The organism is Segatella copri (assembly GCF_009494835.1).
Taxonomy (GTDB): Bacteria; Bacteroidota; Bacteroidia; order Bacteroidales; family Bacteroidaceae; genus Prevotella; species Prevotella copri_F.
This window is the reverse complement of record NZ_VZBE01000055.1, coordinates 261,887-283,094: the sequence shown is the minus strand read 5'-3', so window position 1 is coordinate 283,094 and position 21,208 is coordinate 261,887. Positions and strand designations below refer to the sequence as shown.

Annotated in this window: 15 protein-coding genes; 5 read left to right on the top strand and 10 right to left on the bottom strand. The window is 45.3% G+C overall.

The window, feature by feature from the left end; all coding sequences use genetic code 11:
• Position 1: 1 nt before the first annotated feature.
• The 10 genes from F7D47_RS08435 to F7D47_RS08390 form a co-directional block, all read right to left on the bottom strand.
• A complete protein-coding gene (locus F7D47_RS08435; RefSeq protein WP_118081995.1) occupies positions 2-1,399 on the bottom strand; it encodes a RagB/SusD family nutrient uptake outer membrane protein in 1,398 nt (465 codons plus the stop codon).
• Between the two features lie 13 nt (positions 1,400-1,412).
• Complete coding sequence (locus tag F7D47_RS08430) at positions 1,413-4,811, bottom strand: TonB-dependent receptor (protein WP_437181629.1); 3,399 nt, start codon at positions 4,809-4,811, stop codon at positions 1,413-1,415.
• A gap of 317 nt (positions 4,812-5,128) precedes the next feature.
• Positions 5,129-5,440, bottom strand: coding sequence for a helix-turn-helix domain-containing protein (locus F7D47_RS08425; RefSeq protein WP_117727342.1), 312 nt, complete (start codon positions 5,438-5,440; stop codon positions 5,129-5,131).
• Between the two features lie 2 nt (positions 5,441-5,442).
• Positions 5,443-5,781 (bottom strand): type II toxin-antitoxin system RelE/ParE family toxin, encoded by a 339-nt coding sequence (locus F7D47_RS08420; RefSeq protein ID WP_117727341.1) that lies wholly within the window; start codon positions 5,779-5,781, stop codon positions 5,443-5,445.
• 73 nt (positions 5,782-5,854) lie between these two features.
• Positions 5,855-6,457, bottom strand: a complete 603-nt coding sequence (locus F7D47_RS08415) for an HAD family hydrolase (RefSeq protein ID WP_153086213.1) — start codon at positions 6,455-6,457, stop codon at positions 5,855-5,857.
• Between the two features lie 120 nt (positions 6,458-6,577).
• Positions 6,578-7,588 carry a FecR family protein gene (locus F7D47_RS08410; RefSeq protein ID WP_153086212.1) on the bottom strand — a complete coding sequence of 337 codons (1,011 nt, stop codon included), beginning with the start codon at positions 7,586-7,588 and terminating at the stop codon, positions 6,578-6,580.
• A gap of 41 nt (positions 7,589-7,629) precedes the next feature.
• On the bottom strand, positions 7,630-8,187 hold the full coding sequence (locus F7D47_RS08405; RefSeq protein ID WP_118151426.1) for an RNA polymerase sigma-70 factor: 558 nt from the start codon (positions 8,185-8,187) through the stop codon (positions 7,630-7,632).
• A 110-nt stretch (positions 8,188-8,297) separates the two neighbouring features.
• On the bottom strand, positions 8,298-8,771 hold the full coding sequence (locus F7D47_RS08400) for an RNase H family protein (protein ID WP_117727337.1): 474 nt from the start codon (positions 8,769-8,771) through the stop codon (positions 8,298-8,300).
• A 154-nt stretch (positions 8,772-8,925) separates the two neighbouring features.
• Positions 8,926-10,746: an arginine--tRNA ligase gene (gene argS / locus F7D47_RS08395; RefSeq protein ID WP_006848023.1), complete on the bottom strand. Its 1,821-nt coding sequence runs from the start codon at positions 10,744-10,746 to the stop codon at positions 8,926-8,928.
• A 326-nt stretch (positions 10,747-11,072) separates the two neighbouring features.
• A complete protein-coding gene (locus F7D47_RS08390; protein WP_118081417.1) occupies positions 11,073-11,264 on the bottom strand; it encodes a hypothetical protein in 192 nt (63 codons plus the stop codon).
• 536 nt (positions 11,265-11,800) lie between these two features.
• Here F7D47_RS08390 and F7D47_RS08385 point away from each other — a divergent pair.
• The 5 genes from F7D47_RS08385 to F7D47_RS08365 all read left to right on the top strand — a co-directional run bounded on the left by F7D47_RS08385 (position 11,801) and on the right by F7D47_RS08365 (position 21,093).
• The gene (locus tag F7D47_RS08385) at positions 11,801-12,922 is read left to right on the top strand and encodes a glycoside hydrolase family 43 protein (protein WP_153086211.1); all 1,122 of its coding nucleotides are present in this window, start codon (positions 11,801-11,803) and stop codon (positions 12,920-12,922) included.
• A gap of 122 nt (positions 12,923-13,044) precedes the next feature.
• Complete coding sequence (locus tag F7D47_RS08380) at positions 13,045-14,316, top strand: DUF2264 domain-containing protein (protein WP_153086210.1); 1,272 nt, start codon at positions 13,045-13,047, stop codon at positions 14,314-14,316.
• Between the two features lie 53 nt (positions 14,317-14,369).
• Positions 14,370-15,575 (top strand): glycoside hydrolase family 88/105 protein, encoded by a 1,206-nt coding sequence (locus tag F7D47_RS08375; protein WP_153086209.1) that lies wholly within the window; start codon positions 14,370-14,372, stop codon positions 15,573-15,575.
• Positions 15,576-15,662: 87 nt separating this feature from the next.
• Entirely contained in the window at positions 15,663-18,932 is a 3,270-nt protein-coding gene (locus tag F7D47_RS08370; RefSeq protein WP_153086208.1) for a glycoside hydrolase family 2 TIM barrel-domain containing protein, read from the top strand.
• Between the two features lie 220 nt (positions 18,933-19,152).
• On the top strand, positions 19,153-21,093 hold the full coding sequence (locus F7D47_RS08365) for an alpha-L-arabinofuranosidase C-terminal domain-containing protein (protein ID WP_153086207.1): 1,941 nt from the start codon (positions 19,153-19,155) through the stop codon (positions 21,091-21,093).
• Positions 21,094-21,208 lie beyond the last annotated feature (115 nt).

Sequence of the window (21,208 nt, the reverse complement as noted above, 5' to 3'; positions counted from 1 at the left end):
ATTAATTGTTGTCATATCCAGGGTTCTGCCAGAGGATAGACTTGTCGCCTACCTTTTCAATCTCCTGCTGAGGAATAGGGAAGAGTAATTGATAATCCTTGATTTCAACACCATTCTCTGCCATCACGCTCTTTGCAAATCCCATTCTTACCAAGTCGAACCAGCGCTGCCCCTCATAAGGGAATTCTCTCTGGCGTTCAACCAAGATGCCCTTGCGGAATTTCTCCTGTGTAGGCAACTGTTTTACAGTCAGATTAGAAATGCCAGCTCTCTGTCTTACGGCGTTGAGATACTTCAGGGCAAGTGAACCCTCAGATGCGTCATACTGAATCTCGTTGAGCGCTTCTGCATACATCAGAAGAACATCTGCGTAGCGAAGAAGGATCTGATCATTACCTACAGTCTTGAAGGTAGGGCTCTTTGTATCATAGAATTTATTCATCAAACGAACGTTTTTCTCAACCTGTACGTATGTTATGAGGTCTTTGCGAGCATCACCTGTAGGGAATGTGTTGAGCAGAGAACTTGTCTGGTTGGTATCATCAGATGCGTTGGTGAGATTGTACCAGTAACTATGTCCCTCTCCCTCTATTTCCTTGTTGAAATGTACGGCGAAGATAATCTCATTATTATTCTTGTTATCCACATCGAAGACTTGGGCGATAGGGCTTACCAACTGATATTTTCCGATTAACTGAGAAAGAATGTCTTTAGCCTCAGTCCATTTGTGGAAAGTAAGATATACCTTACCGAGCAAAGCCTTGGCAGCACCAGAGGTAGCTCTACCCATATCTGCAGAAGAGTAAGTTTCTGGAAGATAGTTGTTGTCAACAATCTCCTTCAAATCTCCGGCAATCAAATCGAACATCTGCTCATCAGAATATCTCGCAACTTTCAGAGCCTCCGCAGCACTTACTACATGCTTGGTAGCAGGAACGCCACCCCAAATGCGGTACATGTTAAAATAGTTCAAAGCTCTGATAAACATCGCTTCGCCCTTGTACTGCTTCTTCAGGTTTTCTGCAAAGTTTGCACCATCAATCTGGTCGAGCAAGAGATTACAACGATAAACGTTGTTGTTGAAGTTCGCCCAGTAAGAACTGAGGATTCCATTAGATGGTTTCTCTGTGAAATGGTCGATATCGTAACGGTCCTGGGTACCTGCTGTTGGGGCGCCCAAAGAAAGATTGTCACTACGATACTCGCAGCATTCTGTATAGAAATTCACCTGTGACTGCAATTTTGCGTAGCAGCCGATAACTGCTACATTATAATCGCTCGCAGTCTTATATACTTTGTCAATGGTTACGCTGCTTGCTGGCTCCAAATCGAAGAAGCTGTCTCCGCAAGAGGTCATGAGCAGGGTTGCCAATGATGCTAATACTAATATCTTTTTCATGTTACTATATTCTTTATAATGTGAGATTCAAACCAAACATATATGTTCTTGCCAAAGGATAAGTACCATAGTCCTCACCTGGAGTCAGGTTCTTGGAAGGACGGGCATTTACCTCTGGGTTGTAGCCGCTGTAGTTGGTAATAGTGAAGAGGTTCTGTCCTGAAACATAAACTCTCATCTTCTCAACCTTAAACTTCTGAGTAAGTGCACGAGGCAAAGTATAACCTAATGACAGGTTCTGGAGACGGAGGTATGAACCGCTCTCCAAGTGCCAGGTAGAAGTACGGCTGTTGTAACCTGTCTGCTTACGGTTTGCCTTATTTACCGAACCGCTGCCTGGATTCTCAGGACTCTTCCAACGGTCGAGAGCTATCTTGGTACCATTGGTGTTACCCTCCATATTGTCGAGGTAGCGCTTGTTCAAGTTCAGAATCTTGTTGCCATATACACCCTGGAAGTTGAAGTCCATGTCGAAACCTGCATACCAGAGCTTACCGCCGAAGCCGTATGTGAACTTAGGCATGTAGTTGCCGCAGATTGTACGGTCTTTATCCAAATCCAACTTGCCGTCTCCGTCAACATCAACGAATCTGAAGTCACCTACTTCTGTATTGTCGAAGTGAGGATACTTTTTTAAGTCTTCTTCTGTAGCAAAGATGCCGTCCTGTACCAAGAGGTAATAGTTACCGATAGGCTTTCCTACCTCTGTAATATAATATGCGTGTCCTACACTACCCGAAGAAATGATAGGCGCATTTCCAGGACCTAACTCTTTCACCTCATTGGTGTTCTTGGCATAGTTGGCATTAAATGAATAGCCGAAGCCATTAGTAAATGTATGCTGTGATGTCAAAGCTAATTCCCAACCGCGGTTGTTTACCTTACCCAGATTCTGAAGTGAGGTGCTGTAACCTGTCAACAGAGGTACTGGTACATAAAGCAACATGTTTGAAGTGTTGGTATTGTAATAGTCTACAGAGAATCCAATGTAGCCGTCAAACATCTGAAGGTCGATACCGGCGTTGATCATCTGGTTCTTCTCCCAGCTCAGGTCGTCGCGCTTGATGTTGTCTGGTTTATAACCATAATGCAACAAACCTCCATTGGTACCTAAGATGTAATTGTCTGTTGACATGGTTGCCAAATGGTCGTAGTTACCAATCTCAAAGTTACCGGTTACACCATAGCTGGCACGAATCTTCATATCATTAACGAAAGACAACTCCTTTATGTTCTTGAAGAACTTTTCGTCGCTGATACGCCAAGCTGCTGAGGCTGATGGGAAGTAACCCCAACGGTTGTTCTTACCGAAACGTGAAGATCCGTCAGTACGGATGGCTGCAGAAAGCATGTAGCGTCCTTCGTAGTTGTACTGAACACGAGCCAGGTAAGAAGCGATAGACCATTGTGTCTTGTCAGAACCACCCTTGGTTACCGTACCGCCATTTACGGTCTGGATGTAATCATTAGGGTAATCGGTTGCTGTTACGTTGTCGGTCTTCTTGGTTTCTTTCTGAGCAGACTGTACAAGAATGGCTGTAATATTGTGCTTCTTGTTGATAGTTGTTGTGTAAGTCAACTGGTTTTCTACCAACCAATTGAAGAAGAAACTGGAAGAGCTGTAACCTGTTGGGTTTGAAGGAGAATTATAGTAATCTTTTCCCTTCAAAGGCAGACCAGACTGGCGATATTTATCATTATGAGCACCATAATAGTCACCACCCAAAGACAACTTATAGGAAAGTCCCTTCATCAGTTCCAATTCTGCATAAGCCTTACCCGTAATAGACATGCGGTCGGTAACATTAGACTGCAAGCGAGCCATCGCAACAGGGTTCATCACCTCGTTGTGCTCATAGTCTGTACCAATTCGCCAATATCCATTACCCTGGAAGTTATATGAACCGTCTGCGTTGTATACAGGGAAGGTTGGAGGCATCATCAAAGCAGATTGAACGATACCACCTGCACCAGATGCATCTACAGAATTAGAAACAGAATAAGAAGGAGCGAAGTTAACACCAAACTTCAAGCGCTTGTGCTGACCTGAGAGATTCATGCGGGCACCAAACTTCTCGAAGTCTGAACCGATAATGGTACCTTCCTTCTTCATATAGTTGCCTGATACGAAATAGTTGACGCTGTTAGACTTACCAGAAAGTGAAATGTTGTGTCCGGTAGTCATCGCTGTGCGGAAGATAGCATCCTGCCAGTCTGTATCTGTCAAGCCCTTAACACCCTCCAGATATGGGAACAAATCGGTTGCAATCTGCATGTAACCTTTAGGGCGTACGCTGTTAGGGTCACTTGCAGATGCACCAGGAACTTTAGAAAGATATGCGTTGTTACGTGCATCCTTTACGAATTCTGCAAATTCGTAAGCGTTCATCATATCGAGTTTCTTTGATACGTTCTGTACACCTACGTAACCATCGTAAGAAACAGAGAGCTTGTCAGAGGTTCCCTTCTTGGTTGTAACGAGAACTACACCATTAGAACCGCGGCTACCATAGATAGCTGCTGCAGAAGCATCCTTCAAAACTTCAACAGACTCAATATCGTTAGTGTTCAGGTTGGCAAAACCACGCTCCATAGGAACACCATCTACTACATAGAGAGGGTCGCTACCGGCGTTGACGGTACTTACACCACGAACGCGAATGCTTACGCTACCCTCTGGGTCTCCGCTAGGTACTGTTACCTGTACACCAGGCATCTTACCAGCCAGTGCCTGACGGAAGTCGGTAGAAGGATTGTTGGCAAGAGCCTCTGCCTTGACAGAAGACACAGCAGTAGATACATCGCGCTTCTTCTGCACGCCATAACCTACAACCACAACTTCTTCCAATACCTTATTATCATCTGCCAGGTTAACATTGATTACTTCGCGACCATTTACCTTGATGTCCTGGTCCTTGCAGCCAATGTATGATACTGCCAACATACCGTCGGCAGGAATCTCGATGGTATAGTTGCCGTCAAGATCGGTTACAACACCATTGTTGGTGGTACCCTTTTCCATGACGGTAGCGCCGATAACTGGCTCGCCAGTTTCGTCTTTCACTACACCACGTACCTTGATTTTCTTGCCATGAGCCTGAGATTTAGCTTTTTGCTGAGGCTTGATGACGATGTAGTTGCCTTCCATCTCATAGGTAAAATTGGTACCTTTGAGCAATTGGTTCAACATACCAAAGACATCATCACTTTTCTTGGTTAATGTAACCGAACGGTTAGCATCCAGCTGTGAGGAGTTGTAGGCAATCTTGTACTTAGATTCCTTTTCAATCTTCTCAAAAGCTGACTTAAGCGTTACCTTGTTTGAGCTGAAGCTGACGTTCTGAGCCGAAAGGGTCATCTGGCCTGCCAGGAGCAAACAGAAGCATGACGCAGAGATTCTTTTAAGATTCATACTTTATCTTTTTAAGTTAATAATAATTTGCTTGTTACGTCTTGAAGACAACGGGAAAGAGAGTTACACCCAATTACAAAACTGTTAAAATGAAGTTTTTCTGAAAAAAATATCTTGTGTTCGCAAACAACTGTGTTTTTCTTTTTTATTTTCTCACCTATAATATATGATTGACTTTTTTCTTGCAAAGCATCACATATCCAGAACTAATGGTTGCCGAAAGAAGACAAGGGCAGAAACTCCCAGTTCTGTATGATTTCCTGAACTGGGAGTTTCTGCCCTTGTCTTCTTTCGAATTAGTATCTTAAATGTAGGATTTAAATTGCATATTGTCCTACTGTCGGAATATTTAGATGAGCCTGTAATCCCATAGCATGAAGTACTCGGGAAATAGTATTGAGTGTAAGGTTCTTGCCATTCTCAATCTTAGATATCTGTCCCTTCTTTACTCCGATAAGATTGCCTAACTGTTCTTGCGTAAGTTTTTTGTTTTTACGAGCCTCCTTAATAGCTTCACCAATTAAGAATGTGTTGATTTCATCCTCAAATTGATCACGATGAGGAGTTCCAATCTTTCCAACATGCTTATCTAGCATTTCTTCTTCACTATAAAATTTCATTTCTTCCATAGTCACTTTCTTTTCATTTTAAAATATAATGCTCTGATTTCTTCTGCTCGCTTTATCTGTTGCTTTGGCGTTTTTTGCACCTTCTTGATAAACCCATGGGTAGCTACGACTAATGAATTAGTTGAAGTGTCCCAAAAAGCAAGCAAACGATATTGGATTCCATCATATTTTGTACGGAATTCCCATATATCAGTTCCTTCCAGTTTTTTAAAGAGTTTAGGATTTAAGACATATTTAGCCTTTCGGATATTTGACAATATCTTATCCTTTGCTTTTTGTGAAAGACTTTCCAAAAAGTCGTCAGCGTCTTTTGAAAACAGAACTTTAAATCTTTCTTTCATTATCTGTCTTATATTTAAAACATGTGCAAATATAAGCAAAAGAATCTATATATGGAAACTTTTGGGAAGGTTATTAACTATTTATAACGATTTTTCTCAATTCCCGCTCGTACTGCGCAGCATCCTCAAAGCAGATGGCCTGCATTCCGAAACGCTGGGCGGCTTCTACATTCTCTATTCTGTCGTCAGCAAAAAGGCATTCTTCCGGTTTCAGATTGTATTTCTGGCAGATTCTTTCATAAATAGCCCTATCGGGTTTGATGATTTTCTCTTCTGAAGAAATCACCTGTCCTTCCAGAAGTTGGAAAATGGGATATTGGGCCATCGTTTCGTGAACCTTGGTGCACCAGTTGGAAAGTCCGTAAAGGTGGTAGTCTTCTGCCTTCAACTGGGTCAGCAAGGTGCGCATACCTTCTTTTTCGCCCCTTACAAAATCGTTAAAGCGCTGGGCTACGGTTGCTATTTCTTCCTTATATTGCGGCATGATCTGCTGCATCTTGCAGAAGGTTTCTTCGAAAGAATCTCCGCGATCCATATTCTCATTCCATTTGCCGTCTATCAGGAGATGATAGAATTCTTCAGCCTGTTCGTGGGTCTTGAATATCTGGTCAAGCGTTTCAAAGTATTCGTAATCTACGAGTACTTTTCCAAAATCAAAAATCAAATTCTTTATCATGATATTTCCAGTTTATGTTATTATTTCTGTTTTCATATCCCGTGCAGAGATACTCTTTTATGAAAAAAGGCGCATCATTTTTACATAATGCGCCTTTAGTTTACCTATTATAATATATGCCTACCTGATGATTACTTCATCTTTCTTCACTTCATATTCCAGACCAGGAACCAGGTTCTTCAAGACAAACATGGCTCCCGAGAGGGTTTCGCCACGGTTGAAATGAACTGTAACCTTCGTCTTTTGGTGAATCTTTGAACGGAAGGTGAATTTCACTCCGTATGCATTACCCAGAATCTTACCAGCTTCTGCCAACGTTACATCGTTCAGGTCAATCTCCTTGTTGCACCAGCTTGTACCATCTTCTTCGGCCGAAACCTTGCGGAGATTTACTGCCTTGGTCTTTACATTATATACTAACTGGTCGTTAGGCTTCATGCTGTAAACCTTGTCTTCCTGGCCAATGATGCGGAGTTCTATCTTTCCGGTTTTGAGCGTGGCAGATACTTCGTCTGTATTTGAATAAGATGAAACCGTGAAAGAGGTGCCCAAGTCGGTAATCTCGAAATGAGGAGTGCTGACGTGGAACGGCTGGGCATCATCATGTCTGATGTCGAAGAATGCCTCTCCCGACAGGAAAACCTTGCGTTCTTCTGCTCCCTTGAAAGAGGAAGGATAGAGAAGTACGGAACTCTGGCTGAGTCTTACTTTCGTTCCGTCTGCCAAGGCGATGACTTTGCTCTCTTCGTTGATGGTATGTTCCTGGAGCATGGTTGCCAGTTTTATATCCTTGAGTTGGTTGTTCATCTGGACGTAGAGCTTGCCGAATACAATCAGCATCAGCAGCGGTACGAAGACGGCAGCCAGTTTGGCAAAGTTGAAGATTCGAAGCGATTTTTTCTTTTCTATTTCTCTTGTTTCTTCTGTTTCGAAGAGGCGGTTGTATGCAGCAGAAATTTCTTCTTCTTCCATATAGGCTGAATCAGCCTTGTCCCATAATTCTCTAAATGCTTCGTTCGCCTCTTTATCGTCTTGTGTATTGGAAATCCTATCTAATACCCTTTCTTTTATTTCATCCGGCACATTGTGCCCGCTATAATAATCTATGATATCCCTTATCTTTGTTGCCATAATAAAAACTTCATTTATTTTTAAGACATGTTTCAATGGTGTTACACCCAATGCCAAGGTAACAAAATCATCAAATATAAGGCTTTTTTAATTTCTTTAAGAGCTAGGTTAAGATGATTTTCTACCGTTTTCTTCTGAATACCCAGGCGCTGGGCTATCTCTTCGTTCTTGAGATGCTGTTCGCGGCTCATGCGATAAATCATCTGGCGTTGTTGCGGCATGCTTTCTACCACCATGTCGATGAGCAGCTGGGTATCCTTTGCCACCACATCGTCATGTGGCGAAGATTCGTTGGCATATCTGTCTGGCAGACTGTCAATATCTATTGGGATGATGTGCTTGGAGGAAATATAGTTGATGACAGTATATTTTGCCAAAATAAAAAGGTAGGAATCGAAGTTCTGGATATCGGCAAACTTCTCGCGTTTGTTCCATACCTTTAAGAAGATGAGCTGGCTGACGTCATCAGCATCATCTTCGTTTTTCAAGAGCATGGCTACAAAACGATGTACCTTAGGATAGAACCTGCGGAACATCGTTTCGTATGCTTTCTTGTCTCCTTTCGACATTAATAATATTGTTTCTTTTTCTATTTCCATTCTTACGATTATGTATGTTTAATACGAATAGCTGCAAAATTAAACAAAATATCTGAAATTGCAAGCTTTTGCGGGCATTATTTCGGGAAAGGCACATAAAAATGTCCTTTTTATCCCTTTCTTCCGAAATCGGCTGGAATCTCGCCCCATTTCTTCGTTTCCCATTTTATAATAGGTATGTTGATGGGGTGGGTACGGAGCCAGTTCTCGGCTCGGGCGATGACCTGATAGAGCTGTTCGGTCTGGGGAGTGCGCTCCAGTTTGGTCTTGCATTGTTTCTTGCTTACCCAGAGCTGGGCATTCACGCTGTCGCTATAAATTATCTTGTCGGTAATGCCCTTCTGCTGCATCAGGGCGAGGGCGTGGACGATGGCGAGAAACTCGCCGATGTTGTTGGTGCCGTGGATAGGACCATAATGGAAAACCTGGGCACCGGTCTGAAGGTCGATGCATTGGTATTCCATCGGACCGGGATTGCCGGAACAGGCGGCATCCACAGCCCAGGCGTTGGCTCTTACCTCGTTGGGCAGAGGCAAAACGGTATCGTTTCTCCATGAAGGAGGATTTACGGGCATTTTATTCATCTTTTTTCTTTTTGGGGTTGGAAAACAAAAAGGATTGGCTAAAACTGAAATGAGCATGCACCTTGGAGTCGAGCTCCAGGGCCATGCTCATTATGTCAAATAGTCAATATTTTTTTTATTTTTAAATTGTAGGTTATTATATCTTATGTATATATTACATTCTTTCTGGAACCTCGATGCCGAGCAGAGACATACCGTTCTTCAGGATCTTTGCCACGTTGGCTGCAAGAACCAGACGAGTAATCTTCTCTGCCTCGCTCTCAGCATTCAGGATGCTGTAGTCGTGATAGAACTGGTTGAACTCCTTGGTCAACTCGTAGCAGTAGTTAGCGATACCACCAGGGTTGTAGTTGTTGCCTGCATCGGCTACGGCTGCTGCAAAGTCGTTCATCTTCTGGATGAGGTCAATCTCCTTCTCGTTGATAGGAGCATCTGCGCCCAACTCAGCAGGAATCTCGATGCCCTCGGCTGCAGCCTTGCGCATGATGCTGCGGATACGAGCATAGGTATACTGGATGAAAGGACCTGTATTACCATTGAAGTCGATACTCTCTTCTGGGTTGAAGAGCATGTTCTTGCGGGCATCTACCTTGAGGATGAAGTACTTCAACGCTCCGAGACCCACGATGCGTGAAATCTCCTGGCGCTCTTCCTCGCTCATGTCCTTGAACTTGCCGAGCTCATCGCTTGTCTGGCGAGCGTCCTTGATCATCTCTGCCATCAGGTCATCAGCATCTACTACGGTTCCCTCGCGGCTCTTCATCTTACCGTTAGGCAACTCTACCATACCGTAAGAGAAGTGAACCAAGTCCTTACCCCACTTGAAACCGAGACGGTCGAGCAGGATAGAGAGTACCTGGAAGTGGTAGTTCTGCTCATTACCTACTACATAGATCATCTTGTCGATAGGGAAGTCCTTGAAACGGAGGTCGGCAGTACCGATGTCCTGAGTCATATAGACAGAAGTGCCGTCTGAACGGAGCAGGAGTTTCTGGTCGAGACCCTCGTTGGTGAGGTCAGCCCAAACTGAGTTATCATCCTTGCGGAAGAAGAGACCCTTCTCTAATCCTTCTTCTACCTTCTTCTTACCTTCGAGGTAAGTATTTGACTCATAATATATCTTGTCGAAACTTACACCCATCATCTTGTAAGTCTCATCGAAGCCAGCGTAAACCCAGTTGTTCATCTTCTGCCAGAGTGCACGAACCTCAGGGTCGTTGTTCTCCCACTTTACGAGCATCTCGTGAGCCTCCTTGATCAGCGGAGCCTCTACCTTAGCTTTCTCTGTGGCAGCTTCCTCGTCCATGCCATCCTTCATATACTGAGCCTTGAGTTCTGCGATTTCCTCACGATAGTGCTTGTCGAAGGCTACATAGTAGTCGCCGATGAGGTGGTCGCCCTTCTTGCCGGAAGTCTCAGGAGTTTCGCCATTGCCCCACTTGAGCCAGGCGAGCATTGACTTACAGATGTGGATACCACGGTCGTTCACGATGTTTGTCTTGATTACCTTGTTGCCGTTAGCCTCCATAATCTGAGCTAGAGACCAACCGAGCAGGTTGTTGCGTACGTGACCGAGGTGGAGAGGCTTGTTGGTGTTAGGAGAAGAGTACTCAATCATGACGAGTGGGCTATTCTCAGTAACAGGCTTCTCACCAAACTTAGGATCAGCGTTGATGGTGTTCAAGAGTCCTACCCAAGCGGCAGGAGCGATAGAAAGGTTGAGGAAACCCTTTACCACGTTGAAGTCTGCGATGACATTAGCGCAGTTTTTCTTCAGGTATTCGCCGATTTCCTGTGCGGTATCCTCAGGCTTTTTCTTCGACATTTTGAGGAATGGGAATACGACGAGGGTAAGGTTACCTTCGAAATTACTCTTGGTCTTCTGCAGGGCTACCATCTTCTCAGGTACGTCCTGACCATAAAGCTCCTTCACCGCAGCGATGACCGAGCTGATGATTTCGTTTTCTATCTTCATTATTTAATATATCTTTTTTACCGGTAAAATTATCTTTTTAAACTGATTGAAGAGGGATTTGCAAGTTCCCTTTCCGTTTATGCGGCTGCAAATTTACAAATAATAATTGAATTGCGAAAGAAAAATTGCACATTCTTTTGTTTTTTGTCGCATTCTTTAGTTTTTTATTGCTTTTGCAACAGAAATGAAGTCTTGCGGAGCTGTTGAAAACAGTCTTTAAAGGGAAGAAAGAACAGGAAGTATAAATGGGAATAGGAGCAAAGACCCCGCAAAAAGGGTCTTTGCTCCTATTCTTATTGTTGGTAGCTGAATATAACTTCCGTGATTTATCCCTCAAGGATAATTGATGCCACGTCTTCGGGCGAATTCCATAGGATTCCGTCTTGCAACTCGTCGTCGGTAAATCCGTTGAGTGCTTCCTGTGCTTCCCTTGGAGTAATGGCTGGAGTGCCGTCCTCGTTCTTAGCATCGAGCAAAGCCTGCAAGATGGCTGCTCTGTATTCTTCGATTGTCATCATAATTTTTATGTCGTTTCGTTGTTTATTTTATGATGGCAAAGGTAATGCATTTTTTTGAAAATACCAAACTTTTTTGTCATTTTCTTTTCCTGCACATTGAAAAAGTTTTATATGATATTCTATTCTTTGTTTGTATGAGTGGCTATATATATAATAAGGTGTACAGAGTACCTGAAACACTATTTTTGCCGACTTTTTTACACGAAAACAAGATTATTGTTTTGTGAAATTTACACGAAAACAAGATTATCTCGGCTGCAAAGATACTAAAAATATCGTTTCGCGCAAAATAATGAATCGCTATTTTGCGCGAAATGGGGTAAAAAAGTCATTTCGCGCAGAATAGTGATGGGAAATGAGTTGTTAGTCGTGGAAATGTGTGAAAAAACAATGGATTTCCACGACTAATAATGGAATTTCCTGATTTGTATCCCTTTTATACCGAATATTAGCCCCCTAAGAGAGACTTTTTCTTTAATTTTGCAACCGAAATAAACAATTAGCGTATTCACTAACTTAATAATAACGTCAGCAAAATGAATAAACTATTCACATTTATTGTGTTGTGGATGATGTCTTGTCTTCCGACCCTGGCACAGGCTCCGATGGACGGAGGTGTATGGAAGGACAATACCGGCAAGCATATCAATGCTCATGGTGGCAACATCTTCAACTACAAAGGTACCTATTATTGGTATGGCGAAAGCCGCTCGGAGGATGGCAAGCCTTACAGCTCTCTCGGCGTAAGCTGCTTTACTTCGAAGGATCTCAAGAAATGGACCAACCATGGATTGGTGCTCCCAGTATCTGATGAACCTGGTAGCGATATTGAGGGTGGTTGCATCATCGAACGCCCAAAGGTTCTCTATAACCAGAAGACCAAGAAGTTCGTCATGTGGTTCCATCTCGAATTGAAAGGCAGAGGATATGGTGCTGCCCGCTATGGCGTGGCTACCAGCGATACTCCTTTCGGACCTTTCAAGTTCGTTCGCTCAGGAAGAGTGAATCCGGGCATCTACCCTGTAGGATTCGCCAAGCCAGATACCACTGATCTCAAGCATCAGCTTCTCTTCCCTGAACTGAAGAGCTGGTGGACTCCAGAATGGCGCAAGCAGATAGAGCGCGGTATGTTCTGGATGAGAGACTTTGCAGGAGGACAGATGTCAAGAGATATGACCATCTTCATCGATGATGATGGCAAGGCTTATCATATCTATTCTTCCGAGGATAACTTAACGCTCCAAATCGCACAGTTGACGGATGACTACATGCAGCACAACGGCAGCTATGTTCGTGTGGCAGCAGGTGGACAGAACGAGGCTCCTACCATCTTCAAGCAAGATGGCATCTACTGGATGATTACCAGCGGATGTACTGGTTGGGCACCTAATGCAGCCCGCATGTTCAAGGCAAAGAATATTTATGGTCCTTGGGAGCAGTTGCCTAATCTTTGCCGTGGCGAGGGTGCTGACAAGACCTTCGGTGCACAGGGTACCTATATATATAAGGTGGAAACTGCAGCACAGAAGAAGATGTTCCATGGTGCCGACTATGTGTTCATGGCAGACATGTGGAATCCAAAACATTTGAGTGACAGCAGATACTTGTGGGTACCTATTTCTTGGGAAAATGGTGCTCCAGTGTTGAAAAAATTATAAAATATACGGTCGTTCTGCTTGTTTCTAACTTAATTTTCATATATTTGCAGTTGCTTAGCTGAGGCTACCGGCAACTCTCAACTTACAATTATCAATAACAGCAAACAAATTTACGACTATCTATGAATTATATATTTAAAAGTATCATGATGACTCTCGTCTTGGCGTTGGTTCCTTTTATGGGAATTTCTGCCAAGAAGACTGTTCAGCAGAGCGACCGCCAATATTGGTGCTCGCTTGCCTACAAGATGGCACAGCCTGTTTTGGAAAACATGGCTAAAGGTGAGTTACAGAAGAATATGCAGACTGAGTTCAGTCCTAGCTTTGACAACCGCAACAAGAAGGTGCTCTATATGGAGTGTTTCGGTAGATTGATGGCAGGTGTGGCTCCCTGGCTCACCCTTCCTGATGATGCTACTGCTGAGGGCAAGCAGCGCAAGCAGTTGCGTGAATGGGCGTTGGCTTCCTACAAGAATGCCGTAGATCCTCAGAGTCCTGACTATCTCTGCTGGGGCATCGGTGGTCAGAATCTGGTAGATGCAGCTTATATAGCTGAGAGTTTCCTCCGTGCTTACGATACGCTCTGGAAGCCTCTCGACGAGGTGATCAAGCAGCGATACCTGAAGGAGTTTGCCAAGCTTCGCCACATCGACCCTCCTTATACCAACTGGTTGCTCTTCTCTTCAACCATCGAGAGTTTCATGGCAAAGGCTGGTGGCGATTTTGATGAATATCGCGTCAATTCTGCCTGCCGCAAGGTAGAGGAGTGGTATGTAGGTGATGGCTGGTATGCTGACGGTCCTTCGTTCGCATTCGATTACTACAGCAGCTACGTGTTCCATCCTATGTATCTGGAAACTCTCCAGGCGATGGTAGATGCCAAGGTCAATTCCCGTCTCGACTATCAGAAGTACTATAACAGAGAGTTGAAGCGCTGCCAGAAGTACAGCATCATTCTCGAAAGATTCATCTCTCCTGAGGGAACCTTCCCAGCTTTCGGAAGAAGTATTCCTTACCGCATGGCTACCATGCAGCCGCTTGCCCTGATGGCATGGTACCAGACGCTGCCTAAGGATTTGAGCAACGGTCAGGTTCGCGCAGCGCTTACCAAGGTGCTCCATCGTATGTTCGACCAGCAGAACAATTTCAATGAGAAGGGTTATCTCTCTATCGGTTTCTGCGGAAACAGTCAGAAGGACGTTGCCGACTGGTATACCAACAACGGTTCGCTCTATATGACAACCCTCGCCTTCATGCCTCTCGGTTTGCCTGCCGACCATCCTTTCTGGACCGACGCAGCACAGCCTTGGACTCAGGTGAAGGCATGGAACAACCAGCAGTTCCCTAAGGATCATCACTGGAAGGACGATATTGTTACCAAGGACAAGTGGTAATCGTATGTTTTGAACACTAAAAATTCAACACTCAACATTCAACACTCAACACAATGAATAGGATATTGATGATGTTGGCGGCTGCAGCCTTGGCTTTGCCTTTGAATGCAGCACAGCCAGCCAAGAAGACCGCTAAGGTCAAGAAACAGAATAAGAAGGAAGTGAAGGCTTCCAAAAAATGGGACCACGAGCAGGTGGTGGTACTCATCACCAAGGTGAATAACTACTGGCAGGCTAACAACAAACCTGAGGTTCGTGCCTTCTGGGATAATGCCGCTTATCATACCGGCAATATGGAGGTATATAAGATGCTCAAGGACCAGAAGATGCTCGACTATTCTATCCGTTGGGCAGAACACAACGACTGGACCGGTGCTACAGAGGCTAATCCAGCCAAGTGGAAGTACAAACCATACGGCGAGGGAAAAGATCATGTTCTCTTCGGTGACTGGCAGATCTGCTTCCAGACTTACATCGACCTCTACAACATCGAGGCAGCCAAGGGCAATGCCGCTGCATCTGAATATATGGTGAAGCGTGCCAAGGAAGTAATGCATTATGAGGCTTACTCCCAGCCAACAGACTACTGGTGGTGGAGCGATGCCCTCTATATGGTGATGCCTGTGATGACCAAAATGTATAAGTTGACCGGTGATATCAAGTATCTCGACAAACTCTACGATAATCTCCTCACAACCGATGAGATTATGCTCGACAAGGAGACCAATCTCTATTTCCGTGACGGCAAGTACGTTTATCCAAAGCACAAGAGTGCCAACGGAAAGAAAGACTTCTGGGCTCGTGGTGATGGCTGGGTTCTCGCAGGTTTGGCTAAGGTGCTCCAGGATATGCCAAAGGACTACAAGCACTATCAGTTCTTCGTAGATAAGTTCCAGAAGTTGGCTAAGGCTGTGGCTGAAATCCAGCAGCCTGAAGGTTACTGGACCCGTTCGATGATGGACCCAGAACATGCTCCAGGTCCTGAGACCAGCGGTACTGCCTTCTTCACCTACGGTATGCTTTGGGGTGTCAACAATGGTTATCTCAACAAGAAGGAGTACAAGAAGGTCATCGACCGTGCCTGGACTTATCTTACAGAGACTGCCGTTCAGGCAGATGGCAAGGTGGGTTATGTTCAGCCTATCGGTGAAAGAGCCATCCCTGGTCAGACCGTAGATGCCAACTCTCAGGCTAACTTCGGTGTAGGCGCTGTGCTTCTTACAGCCTGCGAATATGATAAGTATCTTGCCATCAAGTAAGATGCCTATATATAATAAGGTGTAGGTGAACCCTATATATTTAAGGTATATATCAATTTAAAATAGTATTAATAACAACTGACAAACATGAAACAAAGACTGTTCGTTACATTAAGTTTGGCAGGATTAGCAATGGCAACCTTTGGTGCAACCAAACCGAAGGCTGCCATTAAGTCGTTGAATAAGACGACCATCCAGCAGCCAACTTACACAGAATGGCACGACCTTCAGGTGAATGCCATCAATCGTTTTCCGTTGCACACCAATTTCTTCACCTATCCGGCAGATGACTGGGTTTCGGAGAAGGATGGTAAAATCGTGAGCAAGGATATCCTGCACATGAACAAGACGGAGAGCAAGTATTTCCTTTCGCTCGACGGAACCTGGAAGTTCAACTGGGTGGCTAATGCCGACCAGCGTCCTACCGATTTCTACAAGGAAGATCTGGATGACTCCAAATGGAAGACCATGAATGTTCCAGGCAACTGGGAGATGAACGGATTCGGTGATCCGGAGTATGTGAACGTAGGCTTCGGCTGGCGCGGCCATTTCGACCAGCAGCCACCAGCAGTTCCTACCAAGGATAACCATGTTGGTTCTTACCGTCGCATCATCGACATCCCTGCCAACTGGGATGGCAAGCAGGTTGTAGCCCATTTCGGTAGCGTTACTTCCAACATCTATCTTTATGTAAACGGCAAGTTTGCCGGATATGCAGAGGATAGCAAGGTAGCTGCCGAGTTTGACATCACTCCTTATCTGAAGAAGGGCAAGAATCTGATTGCCTTCCAGACCTTCCGCTGGTGCGATGGTTCCTGGGATGAGGATCAGGACTTCTGGCGCTTGAGTGGTGTGGCTCGTGAAAGCTATCTCTTTGCCCGCGATGCCAAGTTGCATTTGGAGGATATCCGTGTTACTCCTGACCTTGTAAACAACTACAAGAATGGTGTGCTTAATATCTCTGCTAAGGTAAAGGGAACAGGCAAGCTGAACTTCATCCTCTTCGACAAAGAGGGCAAGCAGGTGGCTACAGCTACAGGATTGGCAAAGAATGGAACAGCCAACATTACGATGAACGTAGAGAATCCACACAAGTGGAGTGCTGAGACACCTTATTTATATACCCTGCAGGTTTCCCTGATGGGTGCTCAGAAGAAGGACGCTATGAATGCGGATAGCATGACTCCTGTCAAGGTAGGTTTCCGCAAGGTGGAAATCAAGAACAAGCAGTTCCTTGTCAATGGTCAGCCTGTGCTTATCAAGGGTGCCAACCGTCATGAGATTGACCCAGACGGAGGTTACGTATTGAGCATGGAGCGCATGATTCAGGACATCAAGATTATGAAGCGCCTGAATATCAACGCAGTCCGCACCTGCCACTATCCTGATGATCCACGCTGGTACGAACTCTGCGATGAGTATGGTATCTATGTGGTTGCCGAGGCTAACCAGGAGAGTCACGGTTTCCTGTATGGCGATGATGCTGCTGCCAAGAAACCGATGTTTGCCAAGCAGATTATGGAGCGCAACCAGCACAATGTTTCCATGTACTTCAATCATCCTAGTGTCGTAACATGGAGCATGGGTAACGAGACCGTGATGGGCGACAACTTCCTCAAGGCTTACAAGTGGATCAAGGAGCAGGACAAGACCCGCCCTGTTCAGTATGAGCAGGCTCATCGTGGCGAGGGCACAGATATCTTCTGCCCTATGTACTATCCTGTAGCTGCTTCCGAGAAGTATGCCAAGGATCCTAACAGTCCGATGCCACTCATCCAGTGTGAGTACAACCACACCATGGGTAACTCTGGCGGTAACCTGAGCGATTACTGGAATCTGATTCGCAAGTATCCTATCCTCCAGGGTGGTTTTGACTGGGATTTCGTTGACCAGGGCTTGCACCGCAAGGTATTGAAGCCGATGACCATCAAGAATCCTGAGAAGATGAGCAATGAAGAGCTCCGCAAGATAGAATATTGCTACGGTGGTGATTATAACAATTACGACCCTAGCGACAACAACTTCAACTGCAATGGTATCATCGGTCCTGACCGTCAGCTCAATCCTCATGCCTACGAGGTAGCCTACCAGTATCAGAACATCTGGGCTAAGATGGTGAATGCAGAGAAGGGCGAAGTAAGTGTATACAATGAGAACTTCTTCCGCGATTTGAGCAACTATGCCTTGGCATGGAGCCTCATAGAGGATGGTGTGGAGACTCAGAACGGTACTATTGCTGATATCGAAGTGGCTGCCCAGCAGACTAGGAACTTCACCATCCCTTACGACCTTTCTAAGGTAAAGGGCAAGGAGGTATTCCTCAGCATCGACTTCCGTCTGAAGAAGGCTGAACCTCTGATGGAGGCTGGTCAGATTGTGGCTTATGCCCAGCTGGCAGTGAAGGAGAAGAAGTGCTGCGGTCATTGTGCAGACAACATGGCTAAGGCTCAGAATGGCAAGAAGGTGAAGGCTAAGCTCATCGACAAGAAGGGCGAGCAGGATATCACCGTCACTACTCCTGATCTGACTGTGAGAGTGAACCGCACAACCGGTCTCATCTCTGAATATACCTATCGTGGCAAGTCGCTCCTCGGCGAGGGCGGTACCCTGAAGCCAAACTTCTGGCGTGCTCCTACCGATAATGATTTCGGTGCCGGCCTGCAGAAGAAGTTCCAGGTTTGGAAGAACCCTGTCATGAACCTGAAGGGTGTAGCTGTTGAAAAGGATAAGAAGGCAAACACCATCAGCATCTGTGCAACCTATGAGATGCCAGAGGTGAAGGGTGAGCTAGAAATCGATTATCTCATCATGCCTAACACCGGTGCTATGAAGGTAACCCAGGAGTTTGATGCTTCTGATGATGCCAAGGTCAGCGATCTGTTCCGTTTCGGTATGTTGATGCAGTTGCCATACGATATGGACAAGAGCCAGTATTACGGCCGTGGTCCTATCGAGAACTATTCTGACCGTGAGGACTGCATGCGCATCGGAATCTACAGCGATGATGCCGACAACCAGTACTTCCCATACATCCGTCCACAGGAGAGTGGAACCAAGGGCGATATGCGCTGGTGGAACCAGACCGATGTTTCCGGCTTCGGATTCAAGGTGAAGAGCTGCAAGCCATTCTATGCTTCCGCCATCCACTTCGACACAGAAGAACTGGATGATGGTGATGACAAGGATCAGCGCCACAGTTTCAACCTGAAGAAGTCAAAATTCACCAATCTCTTCCTCGATGCAGAGCATTCTGGGGTGGCTGGTGAGAACTCTTGGGGTGCATGGCCTTTGGAGAAATATCGCCTCCATTATGGCGATAAGAACTTTACTTTCGTGCTCATTCCATTAGATAAATAGTAGAAAAGCAGGGATTTATACGAAAATCCAATATATTTAAACAGAAAATCCACCTCATTCGGGGTGGATTTTTTTATCTTTGCAGAAGATTTACTGCACTCGGCAATTTGAAAGCAAGCTTTCATTGCGCTCGTTTGTGTAATCTTTGCAGCAAATTACTGCACCACCTATATTTAACAAGGTGTAAGTACAGACCTAAAAAATAAAAATAACGAACAATATGAGAAAAGCAAAATTTTTCGCAGCAGCATTGCTGGCGATGTCTTCACTCGGAGCTTTCGCACAGCATCAGTTTACTGTTCAGGCTAACAAGCCTGGAGCAGAAATCCAGCCTACCATGTATGGTATCTTTTTCGAGGATATCAACTTCGGTGCCGATGGTGGACTCTATGCAGAGATGGTAGAGAACCGTTCCTTCGAATTCCCACAGCGCCTGATGGGATGGAATACATTTGGAAATGTAACCCTCAGCGACGTAAAACCTGCCTTCGACCGCAATCCTCATTATGTAACACTTGAGAGCGCAGGTGCACGTGAGAAACAGACTGGTCTTGAGAACCGTGGCTTCTTCGGCATGGGCTTGAAGAAGGATATGAAGTACGATTTCACCGTATATGGCCGTCTTCATCTCATCGATGGCAAGCAGGGCAAGATTCGCGTAGAACTCGTCAATTCAAAGAATGATGTGATTGCCAAGCAGGTCATCAACATCACCAATAATAAATGGCAGAAGCTTACTGCTACCCTTACTTCTCCTCAGACCGATGCCAAGGGTTTGATGCGTGTTTATCTGGAGAAGGGTTCTGAGAGCGTAGATCTCGACCATATCTCTCTCTTCCCTGAGGACAACTGGAATGGTCTCCGTGCCGACCTCGTACAGGATTTGGCTGATTTGAAGCCAGGCATCTTCCGTTTCCCTGGCGGATGTATCGTAGAGGGAACCGACCTCGATACCCGTTATGAGTGGAAGAACTCCGTGGGTGCTCCTGAGAACCGTCCTCTGAACGAGAACCGCTGGAGAGATACCTTCCCACATCGTCTTTTCCCTAACTATTATCAGTCATTGGGCTTGGGCTTCTATGAGTATTTCCTCCTTTCAGAGAAGATTGGTGCTGAGCCATTGCCTATTCTCTCTGTAGGTCTGGCTTGCCAGTATCAGAACGATGATAAGGATCCTAATGCACATGTAGCAGTCAAGGATCTCCAGAGCTATATCGATGATGCACTCGACCTCATCGAGTTTGCCAATGGTCCTGTCACTTCTAAGTGGGGTAAGCTCCGTGCCGATATGGGTCATCCAGCTCCATTCAATCTGAAGCAGATTGGTATCGGTAACGAGCAGTGGGGTCCTATGTATCCTGAGCGTCTGCAGAAGTTCATGGAGCAGATTCATACCAAGTATCCAAAGATCAAGATCTGCGGTTCATCTGGTCCATCTGCTGATGGAAAGGATTTCGACTATGGTTGGAAGCAGATGCGCAAGTTGGGCGTAGACATGGTGGATGAGCACTACTACAAGAGTCCGGAATGGTTCCGCAGCAATGCCAGCCGTTACGACAAGTACGACCGCAAGGGTCCTAAGGTCTTTGCCGGTGAGTATGCTGCTCATGCCGAGAATAATCCAAACTCTTGGGAGGCAGCCCTTTCTGAGGCAGCTTTCATGACCGGTTTGGAGCGTAATGCTGATGTGGTTTATCAGGCTACCTATGCACCTCTCTTCGCTCATGTAGAGGGATGGCAGTGGCGTCCGGACCTCATCTGGTTCGATAACCTCAGCTCTGTCCGTTCTGCCAACTACTATGTTCAGCAGCTCTACGGCGAGAACAAGGGTACCAATGTGTTGAAACTTACCGAGAACGGCAAGTCTGTAGCAGGCGAGAACGGTCTCTATGCCACCGCTTGTTTCGACAAGGCTTCCAAGAGCTACATCGTAAAGATTGCCAACACCTCTAACGAGGCAAAGGAAATCAACGTAACCTTTAATGGTATCAAGAAGTTGAACCCAGGTAGGGTAACCGTTCTCCATGCCGACGATATTCAGGCAGAAAACAAGATAGACAATAAAAATGTGGTTGTTCCTGTAGTATCAGATGCACAGGTTCAGGGCAATGTGTTGAACGTGAAGATGAAGCCAAACAGCTTTGTTGTATACCGTTTCTAATTGCCGACCTCCAATCTTCAATAAATCCTTAAGGTACAAATAGATAAGTGGATAATGTGAATCCCTTGCGACTCTAGTGGTTGCAAGGGATTTTTTCTCTTCTAATGCCCTTGAA